Origin of the sequence: Sphingobium sp. YBL2, from assembly GCF_000943805.1 — a bacterium.
GTDB classification, from domain to species: domain Bacteria; phylum Pseudomonadota; class Alphaproteobacteria; order Sphingomonadales; family Sphingomonadaceae; genus Sphingobium; species Sphingobium fuliginis.
The window spans coordinates 1,672,583-1,694,429 of the sequence record NZ_CP010954.1; the positions used below are offsets into that span (position 1 = coordinate 1,672,583).

The 21,847-nt window shown below is 66.6% G+C and carries 17 protein-coding genes and 1 pseudogene; 1 reads left to right on the plus strand and 17 read right to left on the minus strand.

Annotated features, from left to right (window positions below; all coding sequences use genetic code 11):
* Positions 1 to 76: 76 nt before the first annotated feature.
* Both TZ53_RS07750 and TZ53_RS07755 read right to left on the minus strand, forming a co-directional pair.
* The gene (locus tag TZ53_RS07750) at positions 77 to 2,605 is read right to left on the minus strand and encodes an ABC transporter permease (RefSeq protein WP_044660953.1); all 2,529 of its coding nucleotides are present in this window, start codon (positions 2,603 to 2,605) and stop codon (positions 77 to 79) included.
* Positions 2,602 to 3,321 carry an ABC transporter ATP-binding protein gene (locus tag TZ53_RS07755; RefSeq protein WP_099186658.1) on the minus strand — a complete coding sequence of 240 codons (720 nt, stop codon included), beginning with the start codon at positions 3,319 to 3,321 and terminating at the stop codon, positions 2,602 to 2,604. The genes TZ53_RS07750 and TZ53_RS07755 overlap by 4 nt, the downstream gene beginning before the upstream one ends.
* Here TZ53_RS07755 and TZ53_RS07760 point away from each other — a divergent pair.
* Entirely contained in the window at positions 3,320 to 4,021 is a 702-nt protein-coding gene (locus TZ53_RS07760; RefSeq protein WP_044660954.1) for an arylesterase, read from the plus strand. The two genes, TZ53_RS07755 and TZ53_RS07760, sit on opposite strands and share 2 nt — an antisense overlap.
* A 36-nt stretch (positions 4,022 to 4,057) precedes the next feature.
* On the opposite strand, the gene putA is transcribed toward TZ53_RS07760, so the two are convergent.
* The 15 genes and pseudogenes from putA to TZ53_RS07840 all read right to left on the minus strand — a co-directional run bounded on the left by putA (position 4,058) and on the right by TZ53_RS07840 (position 21,698).
* Positions 4,058 to 7,660, minus strand: coding sequence for a trifunctional transcriptional regulator/proline dehydrogenase/L-glutamate gamma-semialdehyde dehydrogenase (putA, locus tag TZ53_RS07765; protein WP_044662936.1), 3,603 nt, complete (start codon positions 7,658 to 7,660; stop codon positions 4,058 to 4,060).
* Between the two features lie 139 nt (positions 7,661 to 7,799).
* Complete coding sequence (gene ccoS, locus TZ53_RS07770) at positions 7,800 to 7,940, minus strand: cbb3-type cytochrome oxidase assembly protein CcoS (protein WP_007688161.1); 141 nt, start codon at positions 7,938 to 7,940, stop codon at positions 7,800 to 7,802.
* Positions 7,937 to 10,068, minus strand: a pseudogene (locus TZ53_RS25640) (cation-translocating P-type ATPase). Before TZ53_RS25640 ends, ccoS begins: the two are co-directional and overlap by 4 nt.
* Entirely contained in the window at positions 10,068 to 10,544 is a 477-nt protein-coding gene (locus TZ53_RS07785; RefSeq protein ID WP_044660957.1) for a FixH family protein, read from the minus strand. Before TZ53_RS07785 ends, TZ53_RS25640 begins: the two are co-directional and overlap by 1 nt.
* A 3-nt stretch (positions 10,545 to 10,547) precedes the next feature.
* Positions 10,548 to 11,978 carry a cytochrome c oxidase accessory protein CcoG gene (ccoG, locus tag TZ53_RS07790; RefSeq protein ID WP_044660958.1) on the minus strand — a complete coding sequence of 477 codons (1,431 nt, stop codon included), beginning with the start codon at positions 11,976 to 11,978 and terminating at the stop codon, positions 10,548 to 10,550.
* 3 nt (positions 11,979 to 11,981) lie between these two features.
* Positions 11,982 to 12,887, minus strand: a complete 906-nt coding sequence (ccoP, locus tag TZ53_RS07795; RefSeq protein WP_044660959.1) for a cytochrome-c oxidase, cbb3-type subunit III — start codon at positions 12,885 to 12,887, stop codon at positions 11,982 to 11,984.
* Positions 12,880 to 13,047, minus strand: coding sequence for a cbb3-type cytochrome c oxidase subunit 3 (locus tag TZ53_RS07800; protein WP_044660960.1), 168 nt, complete (start codon positions 13,045 to 13,047; stop codon positions 12,880 to 12,882). The genes ccoP and TZ53_RS07800 overlap by 8 nt, the downstream gene beginning before the upstream one ends.
* Positions 13,044 to 13,790: a cytochrome-c oxidase, cbb3-type subunit II gene (ccoO, locus tag TZ53_RS07805; protein ID WP_044660961.1), complete on the minus strand. Its 747-nt coding sequence runs from the start codon at positions 13,788 to 13,790 to the stop codon at positions 13,044 to 13,046. The genes TZ53_RS07800 and ccoO overlap by 4 nt, the downstream gene beginning before the upstream one ends.
* A gap of 93 nt (positions 13,791 to 13,883) precedes the next feature.
* Positions 13,884 to 15,542, minus strand: coding sequence for a cytochrome-c oxidase, cbb3-type subunit I (ccoN, locus tag TZ53_RS07810; RefSeq protein ID WP_044660962.1), 1,659 nt, complete (start codon positions 15,540 to 15,542; stop codon positions 13,884 to 13,886).
* Positions 15,543 to 15,823: 281 nt separating this feature from the next.
* The gene (locus TZ53_RS07815; protein WP_044660963.1) at positions 15,824 to 16,591 is read right to left on the minus strand and encodes a Crp/Fnr family transcriptional regulator; all 768 of its coding nucleotides are present in this window, start codon (positions 16,589 to 16,591) and stop codon (positions 15,824 to 15,826) included.
* Between the two features lie 247 nt (positions 16,592 to 16,838).
* Entirely contained in the window at positions 16,839 to 17,501 is a 663-nt protein-coding gene (locus TZ53_RS07820; RefSeq protein ID WP_044662937.1) for an OmpW/AlkL family protein, read from the minus strand.
* A gap of 335 nt (positions 17,502 to 17,836) precedes the next feature.
* Complete coding sequence (locus tag TZ53_RS07825; protein WP_044660964.1) at positions 17,837 to 18,613, minus strand: SDR family NAD(P)-dependent oxidoreductase; 777 nt, start codon at positions 18,611 to 18,613, stop codon at positions 17,837 to 17,839.
* 175 nt (positions 18,614 to 18,788) lie between these two features.
* Complete coding sequence (locus TZ53_RS07830; protein ID WP_044660965.1) at positions 18,789 to 19,760, minus strand: Gfo/Idh/MocA family protein; 972 nt, start codon at positions 19,758 to 19,760, stop codon at positions 18,789 to 18,791.
* A 10-nt stretch (positions 19,761 to 19,770) separates the two neighbouring features.
* Complete coding sequence (locus TZ53_RS07835; RefSeq protein WP_226870331.1) at positions 19,771 to 20,499, minus strand: FadR/GntR family transcriptional regulator; 729 nt, start codon at positions 20,497 to 20,499, stop codon at positions 19,771 to 19,773.
* 191 nt (positions 20,500 to 20,690) lie between these two features.
* The gene (locus TZ53_RS07840) at positions 20,691 to 21,698 is read right to left on the minus strand and encodes a family 43 glycosylhydrolase (protein ID WP_044662938.1); all 1,008 of its coding nucleotides are present in this window, start codon (positions 21,696 to 21,698) and stop codon (positions 20,691 to 20,693) included.
* Positions 21,699 to 21,847 lie beyond the last annotated feature (149 nt).

Consider the following 21,847-nt stretch of genomic DNA (forward strand, 5'->3'; position numbering starts at 1 on the left):
AAGGGCGTGCATGTCGTGCTGCCGAAACGGTTGTTCGCGCAGTAGCGGCCGCTTCCCTGCGCGACAGGGCCGCTCCCTACAACGCCCGCAAGGCGCGGGCCGGCCGCACCGACATCAGCGGGATCGACCCCAACAGCCCGATCCCCAGTGTAAGCACCGCCCCCGCGCCCAGGGTCGAGAGTACGAGCAGCCAGTCCGGCGCCCAGTGGAAATCGAATATCCGCACGATCACGAACCAGCCCGCGCCAAGGCCAAGGCCAAGCGCCACCAGCGCCAGCACACCGGCCAGCAGCGCATATTCAATGCCCTGCGCGCCCAATATCTGCCAGCGGGTCGCGCCCAGCGTCTTCAGGATCACACTGTCATAGGCCCGCGCCTGGCGCGACGCCGCAATCGCCCCGATCAGCACCGCGATCCCCGCCAGGATCGCGACCGATCCCGCCAGCACGATGGCCGTGGACATCTGCCCCAGCAGCACCGTGACCTGCGCCACCACCTCGCCCACGGCGATGATCGAGACGGAGGGGAAGGCCGCCAGCAGCGCGCGTGTCATCGCCCCTTCCGACGCGCCCTTCATCGTGATCGTCGCCGACAGGCTGTGCGGCGCGCTGCGCAGCGTGTTGGGGGAGAAGACCATGATGTAGTTGAAACCCATCGTCTCCCAATTGACCTGCCGCAGGGAGGCGATGCGCGCCTCGATCTCGCGCCCCAGCACGGACACGGTGAGCATGTCGCCGATGCCGACGCCCATCACCTCCGCCGCCTCGCGGTCGAGCGAGACGAGCGGCGGCCCGGCATAGTCGCGGGGCCACCATTGCCCCTCGACCAGTTCCGACCCCTCGGGCAGCGCCTCGCTATAGGTGACGCCCCGCTCACCGCGCAGGAACCAGGCGCCCTCGGGCAGTTCCTTGAGGTCCGCCACCCGCTGCCCGCCATAGGCGACGATCGTCCCGCGCAGGGTCGGCACCATATTGACCTTGGCCCCCGGCGCCTCCCTGCCGACCAGCGCAAGGAACCTGTCCCTGGCGGCGATGGGGATGTCCAGCACGAACTGGTCCGGCGCGGTGCGGGGCACGGTGTTGCGGATTTCGGCGCTGAGGCTCGATTGGATCGCCGCCAGCGTCACAAACAGCGTCAGGCCCAGCCCCAGCGCCACCACCAGCGCCGACGTCTGCGCGCCGGGCCGATGGAGATTGGCGACCGCCAGCCGGGCAAGCGGACGACGCGGCGCGGGCAGTCGACGGGCGACGCGCCGGACCAATAGGCCGATGCCGGTCAGCAGCGCCAGCATGGCCGCGACCGCGCCCAGCATCGCCGCCGCGAACCAGGGCTCCCGCGCCGTGCCCAGCGCCAGCGCCACGGCGGCCGCCCCCGCCGCGCCCACCGCGATCATGCTCAGCCGATCGACCCCGCGCCGCCGGTCCACCGTTTCGCGGAACAGGGCAGCGGCGGGCAGGGTCCGTGCCCGCGCCAGTGGCGGCACGGTGAAGATGAAGGCGATCAGCAGTCCGTAAAGCGCGCTGGTGACGAGCGGCCAGGGCGCGATGGCGAAACCGGGCTGCACCGGCAATATGTCCCGCATCGCCGTCACCAGCCCCAGCGGCAGCACGACCCCCGCCGCCAGCCCGCAGCCAATGGCCAGCACGGCCACCGCGCCGATCTGCATCAGATAGATGCGGGCGATGTCGGCGGAGGAAGCGCCCAATATCTTCAGCGTCGCAATGCCGTTGCGCTTGACCGCCAGATAGGACGCGACCCCGTTGCTGACCCCGATTCCCGCGATGGCGAGCGCCGCGAGGCCGATCAGCGACAGGAATTGCCCCATCCGCTCCAGGAAACGGCTGGTCCCCGGCGCCGCGCCGTCGCGGTTCTTGATCTCGAACCCGGCGGACGGGAAGGCGCGCTTCAGCCGCTCGCCCGCCGCCCCGGCATCCCCGCCCGCACTCAGGCGGATGCGATATTTGCTCTCATACAGGCTGCCCGGCTGGATCAGGCCGCTGCGCCTGATGCCCTCTATGGAGGTGAGCGCGACCGGCCCCAGGGTGAAGCCCTCCCCCACCCGGTCCGGCTCCTCCACGATGATGTCGCGGATGCGGAAGGTCGCCGCGCCATAGCGCAGGCCATCGCCCGGCTTCACGTCCAGCCGGTCCGCCAGCGCCTGTCCGATGACCAGCTCGTCGGCGCGCATCGGCCCGCCCCGCCCGCCTTTCAGCACCAGCGCGCCATAAAGCGGATAGGCCCCGTCCACGCCCTTGAGTTCGGTCAGCACGGCGGAGGGTCCGGCGCCCTCCCCCACCCGCTGCGCCATGGCCCGCAGTCTGATCGTCTCGCTCAGCACGCCCTCGCGCCGGAAGGCCGCCTTCTCCGCCGCGCCGGCCTCGCGCTGGGACATCGCCACCTCGACGTCGCCGCCCAGCAACACCTGCCCCTTGCTCGCAATCTCGCCGGTGATCGCGGCGGTCAGCCCGCCGATGGTCGCCAGCGTCGCCACGCCCAGGAACAGGCAGATGAACAGCAGCCGCAACCCCCGGAAGCCGCGATGCAGGTCGCGTTGGGCGATCCGCCAGCAGCCGCGCCAGCCCAGCGCGGTTTCGGGCCCCGTCACAGCCTCCGGTCCGCGACAATCAGCCCATCGCGCATCTCCACGACGCGGTCGCACCGCTCCGCCAGTCCGGGGTCATGGGTGATGATCACCAATGTCGCGCCATTCGCTTCCCGCCGGGCGAACAGCAGTTCGACGATCGCCCCGCTGGTCGCGCCGTCCAGATTGCCCGTCGGCTCGTCCGCGAAGATGATGTCCGGCCCCGGCGCGACGGCGCGGGCGATGGCCACGCGCTGCTGCTCGCCGCCCGAAAGCTGGGCCGGATAATGGTGCAGCCGGTGCCCAAGTCCCACCGCCTCCAGTTCGCCCGCCGCGCGCGCGAAGGCATCCCCGAAGCCCGCCAGTTCCAGCGGCACGGCGACATTCTCCACCGCCGTCATGGTGGGCAGCAGGTGGAAGCTCTGCAACACGATGCCCACGCGCCCGCGCCTCGCCCGCGCCAGAGCGTCTTCGTCCAGCGGCCCATAATCGATCCCGGCGACCCGCACTTCGCCGCCGCTGGCGCGCTCCAGCCCCGACAATATCGCCATCAATGACGACTTGCCCGATCCCGACGGCCCGAGGATCGCCAGACTCTCGCCCCTGGGAATGGAAAGGTCGACGCCCTTCAAAATCAGCGTCGGCGCCTCGCGCGTGCCAAGCGAAAGGGTGACATTGCGCGCTTCAATCGCAATATGGGCAAGGGAGGACGAGCCGTGCATCAGCGAAAGGAACCCCATGAAGGCGGGAAGATGGTCGATATATGTGGGCGCCATGGCGATTGTGCAATTGCTCACCGCCTGTTCGGGCGAACCCGCCGCCGACAATAGCGCCGCGCCGACGGCCGAGGTCCGGAACGCCGCTGCCCCGATGGCCGACGGCAAGCTGGTCCTCGCCTTCGGGGACAGCCTCTATGCCGGCTATGGCGTGGCGCAGAATGAAAGCTTCCCCTTCCGCCTCGAACAGGCGCTGAAGGCGAAGGGGCTGGCGGTTCAGGTCCGCAATGCCGGGGTTTCGGGCGAAACCTCTCTGGGCGGCATGCAGCGTCTCGCCTTCACGCTCGACGGCCTGCCGCGCAAGCCCGACCTGCTGCTGCTCGACCTGGGCGGCAACGACATGCTGCGCGGCCTCCCGCCGGAGGACAGCGAGAAGAATCTGCGCGCCATATTGGACCAGCTCAGGCAGCGGCAGATCCCCGTGCTGCTCACCGGCATGATGGCCGCGCCCAATATGGGCAAGGATTATGGCGCGAAGTTCGACGCCATCTATCCCCGGCTGGCGAAGGATTACGGCCTGCCGCTCTACCCCTTCTTCCTCGACGGCGTGATCGGGAATCCCAGGCTGATGCAGGCCGATTCCATCCATCCCAATCCGGCCGGGGTGAACATCATCGTCGGCAAGATCGCGCCGGTCGTGACGGGCTTGCTGAAGAAAAGCTGAGCGTGATCTGCTCCTGCGAAGGCGCGCTTTAGCTGCTCACCCAATCATCATCAGGCTGGCATTACCCCCCGCAGCGGTCGTGTTGATGGAGGTCGACACCTCCTCCAGCAGCCAGTCCAGCGGATATCCCCCATCCGCCCCCGCCGCATGGACGCTGACGACCGGCCCCGGCATGCCGGCCACGTCCCGAACCGCCGCACCGATCCGCGCGGCATCGCCCTCCACCAGCACCGCCCTAAGCAGCCCATCCGCCTGCGATGTGAAATGCGCCGCAATAGGCGCGGGCAACCCCAGCGGCAGTTCCATGTCCCGCAGCACCCCGCGATTGCCCGTCGCCAGCACCGCCGCCATCTGCTGCAACAACCCCTGCCGCGTCGCGGGCCGCATCCCGATCAGTCCTCGCGGATGCAGCGCATAGAGGTTGCGCTCCCCCACCGGCCCCGGCAGGGTCATCTCAACGCCCAGCGCCGACGCATCGCCACAGCGCCGCGCCATGGCCGAAGCCTCCGCCTCGCCCTTCGCCGCCAGCCAGTCGGCAAAATCGCTGAGCGGCGACCGGAGCGAACCGGCCCGCTCGGCAAAGACTGGCGGCACCGCCACCAGCCGCCCCAGATAAAGCGGCCCGCCCGCCTTCGGCCCGGTGCCCGACAGGCCCCGCCCGCCAAAGGGCTGTACGCCCACAATGGCGCCGATCACATTGCGGTTCACATAAAGATTGCCCGCCTTCACCCGCCCCGTCACCTGCGCGACGGTATCGTCCAGCCGCGTATGCAGGCCGAAGGTCAGGCCATAGCCGGTCGCGTTGATCGCATCGACCAGCGCGTTCAACCCGGTGCGAGGGAAACGGATGACGTGCAGCACCGGCCCGAACACCTCGCGCCGCAATTGCGCGATGTCGTCGATCTCGATGATCGTCGGCGGCACGAAGCTGCCATGCGCGGTTTCCTGCGGCAGCGGCTGCTGCTCCACCGCGCAGCCCAGCGCCCGCATCGCCTCTATATGCCGTTCTATCCCTTCCTTCGCCTCGTCCGTGATGACCGGCCCGATGTCGACCGCCAGCCGGTCGGTCCGCCCGATCTGCAATTCCCTGAGCGCCCCCTTCAGCATCGCCAGCGTCCGGTCCGCCACATCCTCCTGCAGGCAGAGGATGCGCAGCGCCGAACAGCGCTGCCCCGCGCTGTCGAAGGCGGAGGCGATGACATCCGCCACCACCTGCTCCGCCAACGCGGAGCTGTCGACGATCATCGCATTCTGCCCGCCCGTCTCCGCGATCAGCGGAATGGGCCTGCCCGAAGCGGAGAGGCGGGCGGCCAATTGCCGCTGGATCAGCCGCGCCACCTCGGTCGATCCAGTGAACAGCACCCCGGCGGTCTGCGGCGCCGCCACCAGCGCCGCGCCGATCTCGCCCGCGCCGGGCACAAGCTGCAACGCATCGCCCGGCACCCCAGCCTCATACAGCAGCCGCACCGCCTCCGCCGCGATCAGCGGGGTCTCCTCGGCAGGCTTGGCCAGCACCGCATTGCCCGCGACCAAAGCCGCCGCGACCTGCCCGGTGAAGATCGCCAGCGGGAAATTCCAGGGCGAAATGCACACGACCGGCCCCAAGGCGGTCTGCGCCGCGCCGAAGGCCGCCCGCGCCTGCGCCGCATAATAGCGCAGGAAATCGATCGCCTCCCGCACTTCGGCTATGGCGTTGGGCAGCGACTTGCCCGCTTCCCGCACGATCAGCCCCAACAGGATAGGCATGCGCGCCTGCATCGCGTCGGCGGCCCGCTCCAGCATCGCGGCGCGTTCGGCCACCGGCACCTGCGCCCATTCGCTTTCGTCAGCGCGCATGACCGCCGCCCGCGCATGGTCCGCACACGCCTCGAACACCGTCCCCACGACATCGCGCCGATTGGCGGGGTTCAGCACCAGCCGCGCCGTGCCTTCCTCGCCCTGCGGCGCCGCCGTCCAATTGATTTGCGCGCTTTCGGCCAGCGCCTGCGCCAGCATCGCCAGCGCATTCTCGTCGCTCAGGTCGATCCCGTCCGAATTGCGCCGATCCGGATACAGTCCGGACGGCAGCGCGATCTCCGCATGCCGCGCGCCCGGATGCGGCATCGCCAGCACCTGCTCGACCGGGTCCGCGATCATCTCCTCCACCGGCACCGCCGGATCGGCAATACGGTGCACGAAGGAACTGTTCGCGCCATTTTCCAGCAGCCGCCGCACCAGATAGGCGAGCAGCGTCTCATGCGTGCCGACCGGCGCATAGATGCGGCAGGGACGGTCCAGATTCCCCTTCCCCACCACCTGCTCGTACAGCGGCTCGCCCATGCCGTGCAGGCACTGAAACTCATAGTCGCCCAGCGTGAAACCCGGCCCCGCCAGATGATGGACCGTCGCCAGCGTCTGCGCATTATGCGTCGCGAATTGCGGGAACACCCGGTCCCGCGCCGCCAGCAACTTCTTCGCGCAGGCGATATAGGCGACGTCCGTATGCACCTTCCGCGTATAGACCGGGAAGTCCGCCATCCCATCGACCTGCGCCCGCTTGATCTCCGCGTCCCAATAGGCGCCCTTGACCAGCCGCACCATGATCCGCCGCCCGGCGCGCTGGGCCAGATCGACGATCCAGTCAATGACGAAGGGACAGCGCTTGCCATAGGCCTGCACCACGAAGCCCAGCCCATTCCACCCCGCCAAATCCGGATCGAGGGCCAGACTCTCCAGCAGGTCGAGCGACAATTCCAGCCGATCCGCCTCCTCCGCATCGATGTTGAGGCCGATGTCATAGCTTTTCGCGAGCAGCGCCAGCTCCTTCACCCGGGGCAGCAATTCCCCCATGACCCGCTCCGCCTGGGCGCGGCTATAACGCGGATGCAGCGCCGACAGCTTGATCGAGATGCCCGGCCCGGCATAGACGCCGCGCCCGTCCGACGCCCGGCCGATGGCGTGGATCGCCTGCCGATAATCCTCCAGATAGCGGGCCGCGTCCGCCGCCGTCGCCGCCGCCTCCCCCAGCATGTCATAGCTGTACTGGAAGCCTTTCGCCTCTTCCGTCCGCGCCCGCTTCAGCGCTTCCCCGATGGTCTCGCCGGTCACGAACTGCTCGCCCATCATCCGCATGGCGAGGTCGACGCCGCGCCGGATCACCGGCTCGCCCAGCCGCGCCATCAGCCGGGTCAGCGCCGCGCCTAAGCCCCGGTCGTCCACGCTGCCGACCAGCTTGCCCGTCACCACCAGCCCCCAGGTCGCCGCATTGACGAACAGCGACTTGCCGCCACCCAGATGCCCGCCCCAGTCGCCGTCAGCGATCTTGTCGCGGATCAGCGCGTCGCGGGTCGCATCGTCGGGAATGCGCAGCAGCGCTTCGGCCAGGCACATCAGCGCCACGCCCTCCTGGCTGGAGAGCGAATATTCCTGCACCAGCGCCTCGACCCCACTGCCCTTGCCATTGGCGCGCAGCGTCGTCACCAGCCTGCGCGCCATGTCGCGCACCCCCTGCCGCATGGCGTCGGGCAGCGCGGCGGCTTCCAGCAGGGGCGCCAAGCACTCTGCTTCATCGCGGCGATAGGCGGCGGTGATGGCCTGGCGGAGCGGCGACTGCGGCCGGATGGCGGGGGCGAAATCGATGAAGGGGGGCGGGTTCGTCATGTGCGCCATGATAGGGAAATCATGGCATGCAATCCGACTTATAAACAGCCCATGTTAAGGCAATCTGCCTTATTAATTGCGATTATCCAGTCAGACCATCCACCCAATCCACCCAAAAGGGGCGAAAATCCGCCTGCCATCAATCCTCGTCAATCAGGATGCGCACCGCTGCCCCATCCGTATCCTCGAACTGGCCATTGCCCAGCGCCCAGAAAAAGGCCGCCAAGCCCAACAGCCCCAGCCCAAGCGCAATCGGAATCAACAGGCTGAGACCGGTCATTTCACGACTCCTTTCAGGCGCAGGGCATTGGCGATGACGATCAGCGAGGATGTCGACATGGCAACCGCCGCGACCAGCGGCGTCACCTTCCCCGCTATGGCCAGCGGCACCGCCAGCACATTATAGCCGATCGCCAGCGCGAAATTCTGCTTCACCACCGCGACCGTCCGCCGCGCCGCATGCACGGTCAGCGCCACCGGCGCCAGCCTGTCGCCCAAGAACACGGCGTCGGCGGTAAGCTGGCTCGCATCGCTGGCGGAGGCGGGCGCCATGCTGGCATGACCCGCCGCCAGCGCCGGGCCGTCGTTCAGCCCGTCCCCGATCATCAGCACCTTCTCGCCCCTGGCCTTCAGCCGGTCGATCAGCGCCAGCTTGTCGGCGGGGCGCAGATGGCCGATGGCGGTAGTGCGGGTTTCGCGGGCAATCTCCTCCAGCGCTTCGGGCCGGTCGCCGCTGGCGATCAATATCTTCATCCCCATGCCGCGCAGCACGTCCAGCGTTTCCGCCGCATCGGGCCGCAACGCGTCGGTGAAGCCCAGCAGCAAGGCCTGATCCCCGCGCCGATATTCCGCCGCCAGCCCGAACAGGTTGATCAGGCTGCGCGGACGCGCCAGCGACACGGCCACGCCTTCATAGTCCGCGAACACGCCCTCCCCCGCCACTTCGCGTACATTGTCGAGCGCGGCGGGCGTCACCCCCCGCGCCTCCAGCGCCTGCCGCAAGGCGACGCTCAGCGGATGGCGAGACGCCCGCGACAGGGACAGCAGGATCGACCGGTCGTCGCGCCACAGACGGCGCAAGCCCTGCGGCACCGGACGGCCCAGCGTCAGCGTGCCGGTCTTGTCGAACACCGCCTCGCTGACCTCTGCCAGCCGTTCCAGCGCCGACCCGTCCTTCACCAGCACGCCCCGCCGCATCAGCGCGCCGCAGGCGACGATCTGCGCCGCAGGCACCGCCAGCCCCAGCGCGCAGGGGCAGGTGATCAGCAGCACGGCGACCGCGATCAGCAAGGCGTGATGCACGCCCGCCCCCGCGATCATCCACCCAGCGAAGGACAGCGCCGCCAGCAGATGGACGCAGGGCGCATAGAGCCGCGCCGCCCGGTCCGCGAGGCGCACATAGCGCGACTTGCCCTGCCCCGCCTCCTCCATCAGCCGGGCGATGTCGGCGATGACGGTGTCGGCCCCGCCGCCGTCACCTCAACCCGGATCGGCCCGTCGATATTGAGCGAGCCCGCCTGCACATCGTCGCCGGGATGCACCCGCACCGGGGCGCTTTCCCCGGTCAGAAAGGCGATGTCGAGCCCGCTTTCGCCCTCCACGACACGCCCGTCGGCGGCCAGCCTTTCGCCCGCCGCCACCAATATCGTCATGCCGGGGCGCAGCGCGTCGGCCCGCGTCCACCGACTGCTCCCGTCCGCCTCCAGCACCAGCGTGCCGGGCGCGGTCTGCTTCAGCAGCGCCGCCACGCCCGCCCGCGCCCGCCCGCGCATCATGCTGTCGAGCGAACGCCCCGCCAGCAGGAAGAACAGCAGCATCACCGCCCCGTCGAACCAGGCATGCGCCCCACCGGTGACGGTCTCATAAAGACTCATTACGGTGGTCAGCAGCACGCCGATGCTGATCGGCACGTCCATATTGGTCCGCCCCTGCCGCAGCGCCGCCCAGGCCGAACGGAAAAAGGGCTGGCCCGCATAGGCGACCGTCGGCAGGGCGATCAGGGCGGAGAGCCAGTGGAACATCTCCCGCGTAGCCCCCGCCGCCCCGGACCAGACAGACACCGACAGCAGCATGATGTTCATCGCCGCGAAGCCCGCCACCACCAGCGCCCGCGTCAGCCGCCGGCTTTCGGCCGCCGCGACATCCAGCCCCGCATCGGCCAGCGGCTCCGCCTCGAATCCCAAAGCGGCGATGGCGGCGCGCAGGTCGGGCGGGGTCAGCGCCGGATCGTGGCGGACGGCGACGCGCTTCGCGCCCATATTGACCCGCGCCGACAGGATGCCGGGCTGGCGCGGCAGGCCCTCCTCGATCTTGGCGATACAGCCGACGCAATGGATGCCGGGGACGGCGAACAGGCTTTCGACCGTCTCTTCCGCCACCGGATCGGGGATCAGCGCCTTCGTGGCCATCAGTCGACCTCCCTCAACAGATGCTCCTCGCGCCCGGTCAGGCGCAGGTCGAAGCGGATCTGCCACCGCCCCTCCGGCAACGCCCGGTCGCTGGCATAGACGCCCGGCGCGGTCTCGCGAAAGACCAGCGACAGGTCGGGCGTCCGCCCCAGCGGATGCTGCGCCACCGCCGTCACCTGGCCGCCCGCCACTGGCGCGCCCTTGGCGTCGGCAAGGGCCAAGCCGACATGCCGCCCCGCATCCAGCGTCACCGCGTCCCGCCACCCCAGCCGCTTCTGCGCCCGCGCCTGCGCCAGCCAGCCGTTGAATTTCTGGCTGGCGACATAGCTGTTTTCGACGACCGTGCCGCCGAAGGACCGCACCGCAACGGTCGCCATCAGCATGTTGACCGCGATCACCACGGCGAAGAACGCCACCAATATCGCCGTCATATGCCAGCCGGTGAAGCGGCGGATGGGGGATGGAGCAGGGGTCATGCTTCAGGGCCTTTCAAATCGGGCGGGTTCGCTGGCGCTGCCGCCCTCGTGATCCAAAGCGCGCACGGTGAAGCGGAAATCCTGCCGCACCGGGCCGCCGGACGGCAGCGTCAGGAAGATGCGCAGCTTCGCCACGCTGTCGGCCGGCACGGTCGTCCGCACCGTCGCGGCGGCGGTCTCCCGCGACCCCGCATCCGTCCACATCCGGCCGCCGGGCAGGCCGGTGAGGCCCACCTCCATCGGCCGGGGCCGCGCCTGCATATTGCGCAGCTTGACTGTATAGGCGTTGCGGATCGCGCCGTCGGACAGGCGCACGAAGATCGGATTGCGGTCCTGCTGCGCGCTGACCTCCAGCCGCTCGCGCGCGCCCAGCGCGAACAGCATGGCCGCGCCGATCCCCGCCCAGACCGCGAAATAGGCGATGGTGCGGGGCCGCAGCAGCGTCTTCAGCACCGGTCGCGGCGCCGCGCCCTTCTGCTCCGCCTCCGCATCGTCCTGCGTGCAATAATCGATCAGGCCGCGCGGCCGCCCGACCTGCGCCATCACCTTGTCGCAGGCGTCGATGCAGAGCGCGCAGGTGATGCAGCCGATCTGCGGCCCTTCGCGAATGTCGATGCCGGTCGGGCAGACCGCGACGCACTGGTTGCAATCCACGCAGTCGCCAAACGCGCCCGGATGCGCCTGGGCCTTCTTCAGGCTCCCGCGCTTCTCCCCGCGCCAATGCTTGTAGGTGACGACCAGCGACTTCTCGTCCAGCATCGCGGTCTGGATGCGCGGCCAGGGGCACATATAGATGCACACCTGCTCCCGCATGAACCCGCCCAGCACGAAGGTCGTCGCGGTCAGCACGAAAGTCGTCGCATAGGCTTGCCACGCGGCGGTCCCGCTCCAGAACTCCCGTTGCAGCGTCGGGGCGTCCGCGAAATAGAATATCCACGCGCCTCCGGTGACGAAGGCGATCCCCAGCCAGACCGACCATTTGAAAAGCCGCCGGGCGATCTTCACCGCCCCCCATGGCGCCTTGGCGAGCCGCAACTGCGCATTGCGGTCGCCGTCCACGAACCGCTCGACATGCTGGTAGAGGTCGGTCCAAACCGTCTGCGGACAGGCATAGCCGCACCAGGCCCGCCCCACCGCCGACGTGACGAGGAACAGCCCGATCCCCGCCATGATCAGCAGGCCCGCGACATAATAAAATTCCTGCGGCCAGATCTCGATGGAGAACATGTAGAAACGCCGATGGGCCAGATCGACCAACACCGCCTGATCGGGCGCATAAGGCCCCCGGTCCCAGCGCAGCCAGGGCGTCCCCCAGTAGATGGTCAGCGTCACCGCCATGATCGCCCATTTCAGGCGGCGGTAGAAGCCGTCCACCGCCTTGGGATAGACGCCCTTGCGCTTCTCATAGAGCGAGGCGGAGCCGGACATGAACATGGCTTATCGACCTGCCCCCGCACCAGCGGGAGGGGCCACCTCACCCCCGCCCAGGCTGTGCACATAGGCCGCCAGCATCCGGATGGTCGCCTTGTCCAGCTTGTCGTCCCAGCGCGGCATCACGCCATGGCGGCTGTTCCAGACGGTCTCATGGATGGTCCCCGCATCGCCCCCGTAAAGCCAGATCGCATCGGTCAGATTGGGCGCGCCCAGCTCCCGGTTGCCCTTGCCCGCCGGGCCATGGCAGACCGCGCAATTATCGGCAAAGACCTTGTCCCCGCGCCGCGAAGCCGCGCTTGGCCTGTCCTGCCCGCTGATCGCCCGGACATGCGCCACCACATCGTCCACCTGCGCCGCCGTCAGCAACTGGTCCTTGCCGAAGGCCGGCATCAGCGACTGGCGGGTCGCATCATGATCGGGATTGCGGACGCCATCGGTGATCGTCTTCTCGATCGTCGCCAGATCGCCGCCCCACAGCCAGTCGTCGTCATTGAGGTTGGGATAGCCCGTGGACCCCGCCGCCCCCGACCCATGGCACTGGACGCAATGCACCCGGAAAGCCGCGCGCCCGCCCTCGACCGCCTGCTGCATCAGTTCCGGCCGCCCCGGCAGCGCCGTGACCGGCGTCTCCGCAATCGCCCGGCGGATCGGCGCAATCTGCCTTTCCCGCGCCGCCAATTCCTTGTCCAGCGCCCCCCGGCTAGACCAGCCCAGCATGCCGCCGGTCGCCCGGTCGATCATCGGGATAGCCGGATAGGCGATCATATAACCGATAGCGAATATGATCGTCGCATAGAAGGTCCACAGCCACCAGCGCGGCAGCGGCGTGTCCAGTTCCTGGATGCCGTCCCATTCATGATGCTTGATCTCCGTCCCGGTGGCGGGATCGATGCGCTTGTCGTCAGCCATGCCCGGCCTCCGTCTGATCGTCGAAAATGGCGAGCGCGGCCTGTGCGCTGCGCTGCCGCCCATGGGGCAGGAAATGCCAGCCGATGAGGGCCACATAGAGCACCCCCATGAACACCAGCCCCCAGCTATCGGCAAAATGCCGCAAGGCGTCGTAGCTCATCTGTCGACCTCCTGCGGTTTCGCGCTCTCCACATCGACCAGCGTGCCCAGCATCTGGAGATAGGCGACCAGCGCGTCCATCTCCGTCAGCTTGGCCGGATCGCCGTCGAAATCGCGCGCCTGCGCCTTGGGATAGCGTTTCAGAAGGTCGCTGCTGTCCGCATCCGGATCGGCCTGCGCCTTCAGGTCGTCATTCGCCCTGTCGATGTCGTCCTTCGTATAGGGAACGCCGACATCATTGAGCGCCGTCAGGTCCTTGCGCATGTCGGGCAGCTTCAATTCCCGCTCCGCCAGGAAGGCATAGCCCGGCATGATCGATTCCGGCACCACGGCGCGGGGGTCCTTCAGATGCTGGACATGCCACTCGTCCGAATAGCGGCCGCCCACCCGCGCCAGATCCGGCCCGGTGCGCTTCGATCCCCACTGGAAGGGATGATCGTACATGCTCTCTGCCGCCAGGCTGTAATGGCCGTAGCGTTCCGTCTCGTCCCGGAAGGGACGGATCATCTGGCTATGACAATTATAGCAGCCCTCGCGGATGTAGATGTTCCGCCCCGCCAGCTCCAGCGGCGTATAGGGCCGCACGCCCTCCACTTTCTCGATCGTATTGTCGATCCAGAAGAGCGGCGCGATCTCTACAATGCCGCCGATGGCGACTGTAATCAGGGCTGCGATGCCCAGCAGCGAAACATTCCGCTCCAGCCTGCCATGGTCGAAGAATTTACCCTTGGATGGTGCAGTCATTATCCGGTTCCTCAAAGGAAAACCTCCGTTCGCCCTGAGCCTGTCGAAGGGCTTTTCTTCTTCTTGAAGGCCCAGCCCGAACGGAGAGGGGTTTCAGGTCGCCGCGGGCACCAATGGCCGGTCGGCCTCCACATCATAGGCCGCATCGTTCATCGGCTTTTCCACACGCAACGGGCTGCCCGCGATGGTCTTGCCGATGTTCCAGGCCATGACGATCGCGCCGCTCAGGTACAGAAGACCTCCCGCCGCCCGGATCAGGTACAAGGGGAACATGGCGCTCACCACTTCGGAGAAGGCATAGACAAGATAACCGTCGCTGCCATATTCGCGCCACATCAACCCCTGCATGATGCCCGCGACCCACATCGACGCCGCGTAGAGGACGATACCGACGGTCGCCAGCCAGAAGTGCCAGTTCACCAGCCGAAGACTGTACAGCCGCTCCCGCTTCCATAGTCGTGGCGTCAGATAATAGAGGCAGGCGAAAGTGATCAGTCCATTCCACCCCAGCGCACCACTATGCACATGGCCGATGGTCCAGTCGGTATAGTGGGATAGACTGTTGACCGCCTTCACCGACATCATCGGACCTTCGAAGGTCGACATGCCGTAAAAGGCCAGCGCCATCACCATCATGCGGATGATCGGATCGGTGCGGATGCGGTCCCATGCCCCGTTCAGCGTCATCAGCCCGTTGATCATCCCGCCCCAGCTCGGCATCCACAACATGACCGAAAAGACCATGCCCAAAGTCTGCGCCCAGTCGGGCAGCGCGGTATAATGAAGATGGTGCGGACCCGCCCAGATATAGAGGAAGATCAGCGACCAGAAGTGAATGATGGAAAGCCTGTAACTATAGACCGGCCGCTCCGCCTGCTTGGGCACGAAATAATACATCATGGCCAGGAAACCGGCGGTCAGGAAGAAACCAACCGCATTATGCCCGTACCACCATTGGGTCAGCGCATCCTGCACGCCCGCGAAAGCGCTGTAGCTCTTGGACCCGAGCCAGCTCACCGGCATGGAAAGATTGTTGACGATGTGCAGCATCGCGATCGTCAGGATGAAGCTCAGGTAAAACCAGTTCGCCACATAGATATGCGGCTCGCTGCGGCGCAGGATCGTCCCGCCGAACACGACCAGATAGGCGACCCAGACGATGGTCAGCCACAGGTCGACATACCATTCGGGCTCGGCATATTCCTTGCCTTCGGTGATGCCCAGCAGATAGCCGGTCGCCGCCAGCACGATGAAAAGCTGATAGCCCCAGAAGACGAACCGGGCGAGCGCCGGAAAGGCCAGCCGCGCCCGGCATGTCCGCTGCACCACGTAGAAGCTGGTGGCGATCAGCGCATTGCCCCCGAAGGCGAAGATGACGGCGGAGGTATGCAGCGGCCGCAGCCGCCCGAAACTGGTATATTCGATCCCCAGGTTGAGCGCCGGAAAGGCCAGTTGAAGCGCGATGTACAACCCCGCCAGGAAGCCAGCCAGCCCCCAGAAGACGGTCGCGATCACGCCCCAGCGGATCGGGTCGTCGTCATATTTCCCCTGGGATGCGGGCATCTTCAGCAGCCCGCGGGTGATCGCCTCATAATCGGCATGCCGCATCGTCAGCACGGCGACGGCCAGCGCGGCCGCGCACACGATCCCCATATGCACGGCAAAGCCGAAGTCCGCCGCCGCCAGCGCCGCCAGAAAGGCCAGCGTCGCGAGCGCGAACCAGCCGCCCGTCTTCCAAACCAGTTGCTCCATAGGATTTCCCCGTCAAAGGCTTTGCGGCGTCCTTCGTCCGGGAGCCGCCCTTATGCATTGACCTCTGTCAAAGCCCGCGCCCCAGGTATGTAGGGGAATGTCCGTATGGGGGTGGAAAGCAATTCCCCCTCCCGCAAGCGGGAGGGGGCTAGGGGGTGGGCGCGAGCGAAGCGAGCCTCTGCGCTATCGGTGAGGGAAGAACGCCGCTAACGCGGCGGCCCACCCCCGGCCCCTCCCGTTTACGGGAGGGGAGAAAACGTCTGCAAGGGGCCAACCACCCCTCACTCCCCCTCAGCCATCCCCTCCAGCCGCCCGGCATCCACGATCCGCACCCCGCGCCGCCCGGCGAGCGCGATCACGCCCATCCGCTTCAGATCGCCGATCTGGCGCGACACCGTCTCGATGGTCAGCCCCAGCACGTCCGCGATCTGCTGCCGCGACAAAGGCAGTTCGATCACCCCGGCCCGGTCCGCCCGCAACCGCCTGTGCATGTCCAGCAGCAGGGTCGCCACCTTCTCCCGCGCATTCTTCCGCCCCAGCAGCAGCATCCACGCCCGCGTCCGGTCCAGATCGTCCAGCGTCCGCTGCAACAGCCGGTGCTCCAGCGCCGGATGTTCCCGCGCAAAGCCGTCGAACGCCCCCCGCGGATAAAGGCACAGCCGCGCATCGGTCAGCGCCGTGACGCTGTGCGGCGTACGCGCGCCGAAGGGGCGGCCGATGAAATCCGATGCATAGACGACGCCGACGATCTGCTCGCGCCCGTCGCCGGTGGAGGTGGACAGCTTCAGCGTCCCCTCGATCACGTTGGCGACCAGCGTCGAACTGTCGCCTTCCCACATCACGGTCTGCCCGGCCTGCAACGACACCCGCCGCCCGATCCGGTTCAGCGCCACGCGCTGCTTTTCGTCGAGATCAGCGCAGATCGCCTGATCGCGCACCTCGCACCGGTCGCAATATTGCCCACCGCAGCCCTTGGCCGGCGGCGTCGCCGCCATGACGAAGGCCCCATCGTCCTGCGCCTTTTGCGCCAGATCAAATCGCATATCCATGCGCCGATCCATGCCGCCGCCGCGCGCCGCAACCTATCCGTAATTTTCCCTAAAAGGCGAAAGTGGGTGGAATCAGGACATTCCCCCTCCCGCAGGCGGGAGGGGGCTAGGGGGTGGGCTGGCGCGACATCAGCGTGAATTTTCAACGGCTAAGCTGGAAGCTCGTTACGCTCGCGCCCACCCCTAACCCCTCCCGTTTACGGGAGGGGAATGTCTTGAATTGGCCAAAAGCCGCCACCCCTTCCCATCAGAACTTCATTCCCACACCCACGCCGAAGACAAAGGGATCAAGCTCCAGCTTCACCCTCTGCACCCCGGCAGCAGCAGTCGACAGCCGCGCCGTCGTATCGATGTCGATATATTTGACGTCCAGATTCAGGAACACCCGCTCGTTAAGGTCGATGTCGACGCCGACCTGCCCCGCCCAGCCGAAGCTGTCGGACATATGCACCTTGGTCGCGCCCACCGCGCCCTCCAGCGCATTCGACGCCTTCTCATTATAGAAGAGCGTATAATTCACCCCCGCCCCGACATAGGGCCGGATCTTCCCTTCGGGCAGGAAATGATATTGCGCGGTCAGCGTCGGCGGCAGGACCCAGGTCGACGCAAGCCTGCCGATGCCCCCGGTCGTGCCGGTCCGCCCGCTCGCGCTATGCTTGGTGGTCGCGGCGATCAGCTCGAAACCGATATGGTCGGTCGCCATATAGGTGACGTCCACTTCCGGCATCACGCTGTTGTCGACCTTCACCTTCTCGCCCGGAAAGGCGGGCAGCACGCTCCCGCTCTTCTCGTTGGGCGCGACCATGATGCCGCGCAGCCGCACCAGCACATCGCCCTGCGCCGCCTGCGCCGGCGCGGCCAGAACGGCGCAGCCGGCAGCCGCCCCCAGCAGGATCGTCTTGATGGTCATGTCCTTGATCTCCATCCCTGTTTGTCGGTGCCGCCCTTCTGCCGCGCCCGAACGGGCCCGGCATTGATCCCGCGCAACCAGCAATTTGACCTGCCTCAATGCCTCGGTCGCTCGCGTCCCTTCTTATGCCGACGGCGCAGTGATGGCCCGGACGACGATGCTGTCGATCATGTCGGCCGATCTCTCTCGGCCCGCCATTTCGGCCAAGGTTCAGGCATGGCGTCGAACGCCAGACATGCATCCGGCGACAACGCATTCGCTGTGGACCGACAGCAGCCATGCCTCCCGTCACCGAACAGATTCCGGTCTCCGGATCAGGCAAATGCAAGGCATTTCTACAAGCTGAGACCACCTGAAACGACCAGGACCTGTCCGCTGATGTAATCACTCTCGGGAACGCACAGCAGGTAGATGCTGTCAGCGGCCTCCCGCGCCGTTCCCGCCCGTCCCAACGGCACGCTGTCCAGCAGGGCGTCCCGTACCGCGGAAGGAATACCGGTGTGCAGGGGCTGCCCCCCGATCGGGATGGATGCCTCCGACCCCGAAATGGGCTGCGTCAACCGCGTGTCGATGATGCCGAAGGCCACGCAATTCACGCAGACTTTCAGGCGCCCCCATTCCTTGGACAGAGTCTTGGTCATGCCCAGCAGGGTGGATTTGGCCGCGGAGTAGTTGATCTGTCCGGCATTGCCGTGGGTGCCGGCCATGGATGATATGTTGACGACCTTGCGGATAACCTCGCGGCCTTCGGCGGCTTCTTTTCGGGCCATCGTTCGCAGAGGCTCCGCAGCTGCGCGCAGGATGCGAAACGGGGCCGAAACGTGCACGTCGAGCATTGCCTGGAACTGCTCGTCCGTCTGCTTCTGGATGACGCCGTCGCGCGTGTAGCCGGCATTGCTGACGATGATGTCGAGCCCACCGAACGTCTCGAGAGCCGTGCGGACGAAGCGCTCGCCGAAGTCATCGGCCGTGACATCGCCAACGCAGGCGGTCGCTGTCCCGCCCGCATTCCCCAGCCGGCCTATACCCGCCCAGGCGCGCATGAAGTCGAGTCCGCTCGGCAGCATGAGCGCGATCCGGTCTCCCGCCCGAGCCCCGGCCCCCGCCGGCATGCCGGCGACCTGCGCTGCATCGTCCCACAGCCGATGGTTGACGCGACCTAAATCGACCCATCTCCGCCATACAAGGAACCGTTTTTGATCTTCAGGTCCGCAGGGGCAGCTATCCAGACCACACCCCCCAAATGCGAGAGACCTCTTTACGATAATCCCGATAGATAGGCAGCCATTAGAATGCGAAGGCTTCGGTGATCCGCCGCTCCGCAATCAGGAAGGCGTCGGAGACAAGCCGTAGCGGCCTTATATCCACATCGCTTTGCCCCGCTGCGATCAACTCCGCGAACCGGGCGTAGAGGCGTGCATATTCCCGGTCCGCCGCAATGCTCTCCGGTTCGCCGGGAAGTTGCAATATGCTGCCGCCCATGGCGAGGCGCAGGGTGCCGGCGTCGGTATCGACTTCTATGGACCAAATCTGCGGGCCGGTTTCGAGAAAGTCGAATATTGCGTGCACTGCGGCATCGCCGCAGCGCATCCTGAGCTCGGCGGCGATGGGAGACATGCGTCCTGCCGGCACATCCAGGCTGGCCTGCTCAAGCAGCAGTTCGTGCGGCAGGATCTCGGTCGCAATCGACAGGGCGTTGATGCCGGGGTCGAATACGCCAAAGCCCCCCGAACCGAGGATCCATTCCTGATCCGGATGCCAGCGGCGGATGTCTTCGCGCCAGTCGATCCGGACGGCGAGAATGCGTTTATCGGCAAGCCACGCGCGCGCTGGAGCCACACCCGCCGCCTCGCGCGAGTGCCAGGTTGCAAAGAGCGTCACGCCTGCCGCGCGCGCGGCCTGCGTCAGTGCCGCGATATGCGAAAGCGTCACCGTCGGCGGCTTTTCCAGCATGACATGCAGCCCGGCTTCCAGGGCGGTCAGCGCCTGTGCGTAGCGCCCATCCGGCGGCGTGCAGAGTGAAACCGCGTCCAGTCGGCTGGCTCCGATCATATCCTCAATGTCATGATAGCCGTCGATCCCCTCCACGCGGCCCTGACGACTGGCAGTGGCGGCAAGGCGGAAGCGGCGGTCGGCGGCGATGGCGGGCAGATGCTGGTCCCTGGCGATCTTGCCGATGCCCACGAGACCCAATCGGACAGGCTCCACGGTAAATCCTCTTGTCTGGACAGGATGCAGGCTGAATGCCTGGCCGGCCATTGGCGCTGGTCTAGGGCAGCCGGTCCTCGATAAGGAGGAGCACATCGCCAATGATCCGCCGCATGGCGATCCGCGCCCCGTCGGGATCGTGCAGGACGATGGCATCGCGCACCTTGGCATGCTCGACGACGTCGGCGGTGCGGCCCTTGATACGATTGGTGAAGCGGATCGAGGTGCGCAACGCGGTACTCACCACATCCCGCAACTGGATGTAGAAGGGGTTTTTCGACGCGCGGAGCACGGCGACGTGAAAAGCGATATCCGCTTCCAGCGGGTCATCCAGCCCGTTTTCCGCCGCCTGCATACGCTGCAGGCCATCGTCGATGCGCTTGACATCGTCCTCTCCCGCGACTCGTGCGGCCAGGGCGGCCGCCTCCGGCTCCACCGCCACGCGCAGCTCGTTGAACTGGCGCAGCAGGTTCACCGAAAGCTGGCGTTCCAGCATCCAGCGCAGCACGTCGGTATCGAACAGATTCCATGAGGAGGTCGGCTGCACGGTCGTGCCCTGGCGCGGGCGGGCGCTCAGCAGGCCCTTGGCGGTGAGCATCTTGACCGCTTCCCGCGTGACGGAGCGGCTGACGCCATGCTGCTTGGCAAGTTCCCCCTCGGTGGGGAAGACGACATCGTCGAACCGGCCGGTAACGATGGCGCGGCCGATGCTGTCGAGCAGGCCATAGGTCAGATTGCGGCCAAGCTGCGCTGCCGGTTCGTCCACGATGAGATGAGATGCCTCTGCCAAGACGCTGTCCTTGTCCTTACCCGCTCCGATGCCATGGCAATCCATGTTAATGCCCGCTCCAGCCCAGGCAAGGTCCTTTCATATGATAAGTCAATTCATATGATAATTCCGACAGGCATTGGACGCCCCTTTGCGCACCTCTATGGGCCGGATCGTGCCGCAGGCGAGCGCGGCACGAGCACGGGCGCCTCTCACCTGCGGTTCGGAAACGCCTTCACCAGCCTATCATATTGCTCCTTGCTGATCTCGACCATGGAGCCGTGGCGCAGTCCGGCGGGCATCTCATAACGGTTCCATTCCGGCACGCCCGAATTGCCCGAGACCTGGAACCAGGGGCCCGTCAGGCGCGGCGCCTTGGACAGGCCATAGCTCGTTCCCGCATATTGCTCATAGTACATCAGCCAATCCTCGCCGTTCGGCGCGCGGATGACGGTCGGCGCTTCGCGGAAATTGGGGCTGACCGGCGGTCCCGGCGGCGGATAGGGACCAAGCAGGTCCTTGGCGCAGGAGATGCGCACCGTCTTGCCGGTGGTCCAGTTGTAGCTGGGATAGCGCTCATCCTTCACGATAGCGCAATAGGCGCTGCCATCGGCCTCCGGCCGGATGAAGGTGTCGATCGTCGCCATGTCCCAGTCGAACAGGCGGCGCGGCGGCTTCGCGAAGCGCTTGAGATCGGGCGAGAGGACGTAGAGCGTGCGCTGGCTCGCCCAATAACGCTCCGGGTCTTCGGGAACGCCGGGGACGGTGGCGGTGTGCCACGTCAGAAGGAACTGTCCCGACGGCTTGTCGAAGAACAGCTTGGGCGCGCCGATCCGCTGCATGGCGTGCGGCAGGCCGGGGATGTTCGACAGGTCGGGACGATAGGTGCCATAGGGTTTCCAACCGACCAGATCGTCGGAGACCCAGAAGCGGATATAGGGGTCTTCGTCGCTCTTGTTGCCGACCAGATAATAGCGCCCGTCGCCCCCGCGCGCGATCGAGGCGTGGCCGTGATAATCCTCCGACACCGGCCTGCCGCCGTTGATCTGCTCCCAGTGCAGCCCGTCCCGGCTGACCGAATAATAGAGCACGCCATAGCGCTCCTTGGTCATGTGGGCGAAGAGATAGGCCTTGTCCGGATCGACATAGGGCGTCTCAGGCGCGCCGGGCACGACCTCGGCGCGCACCGGTTTCGACTGGGCTGCGGCGGGAATTTGCATGAATGAAAGCGTGATGGCGGCCGATGCCGCAGCAAGCGCGAAAAGCGATTTGCCCCGAGCCAATTTCCGTCTCCCTTGATTGTTCGGCGGAAGATAGACCTCTCCATCGAAATATTGTCAAGATTGATATTATAAATATGTGTTTTATG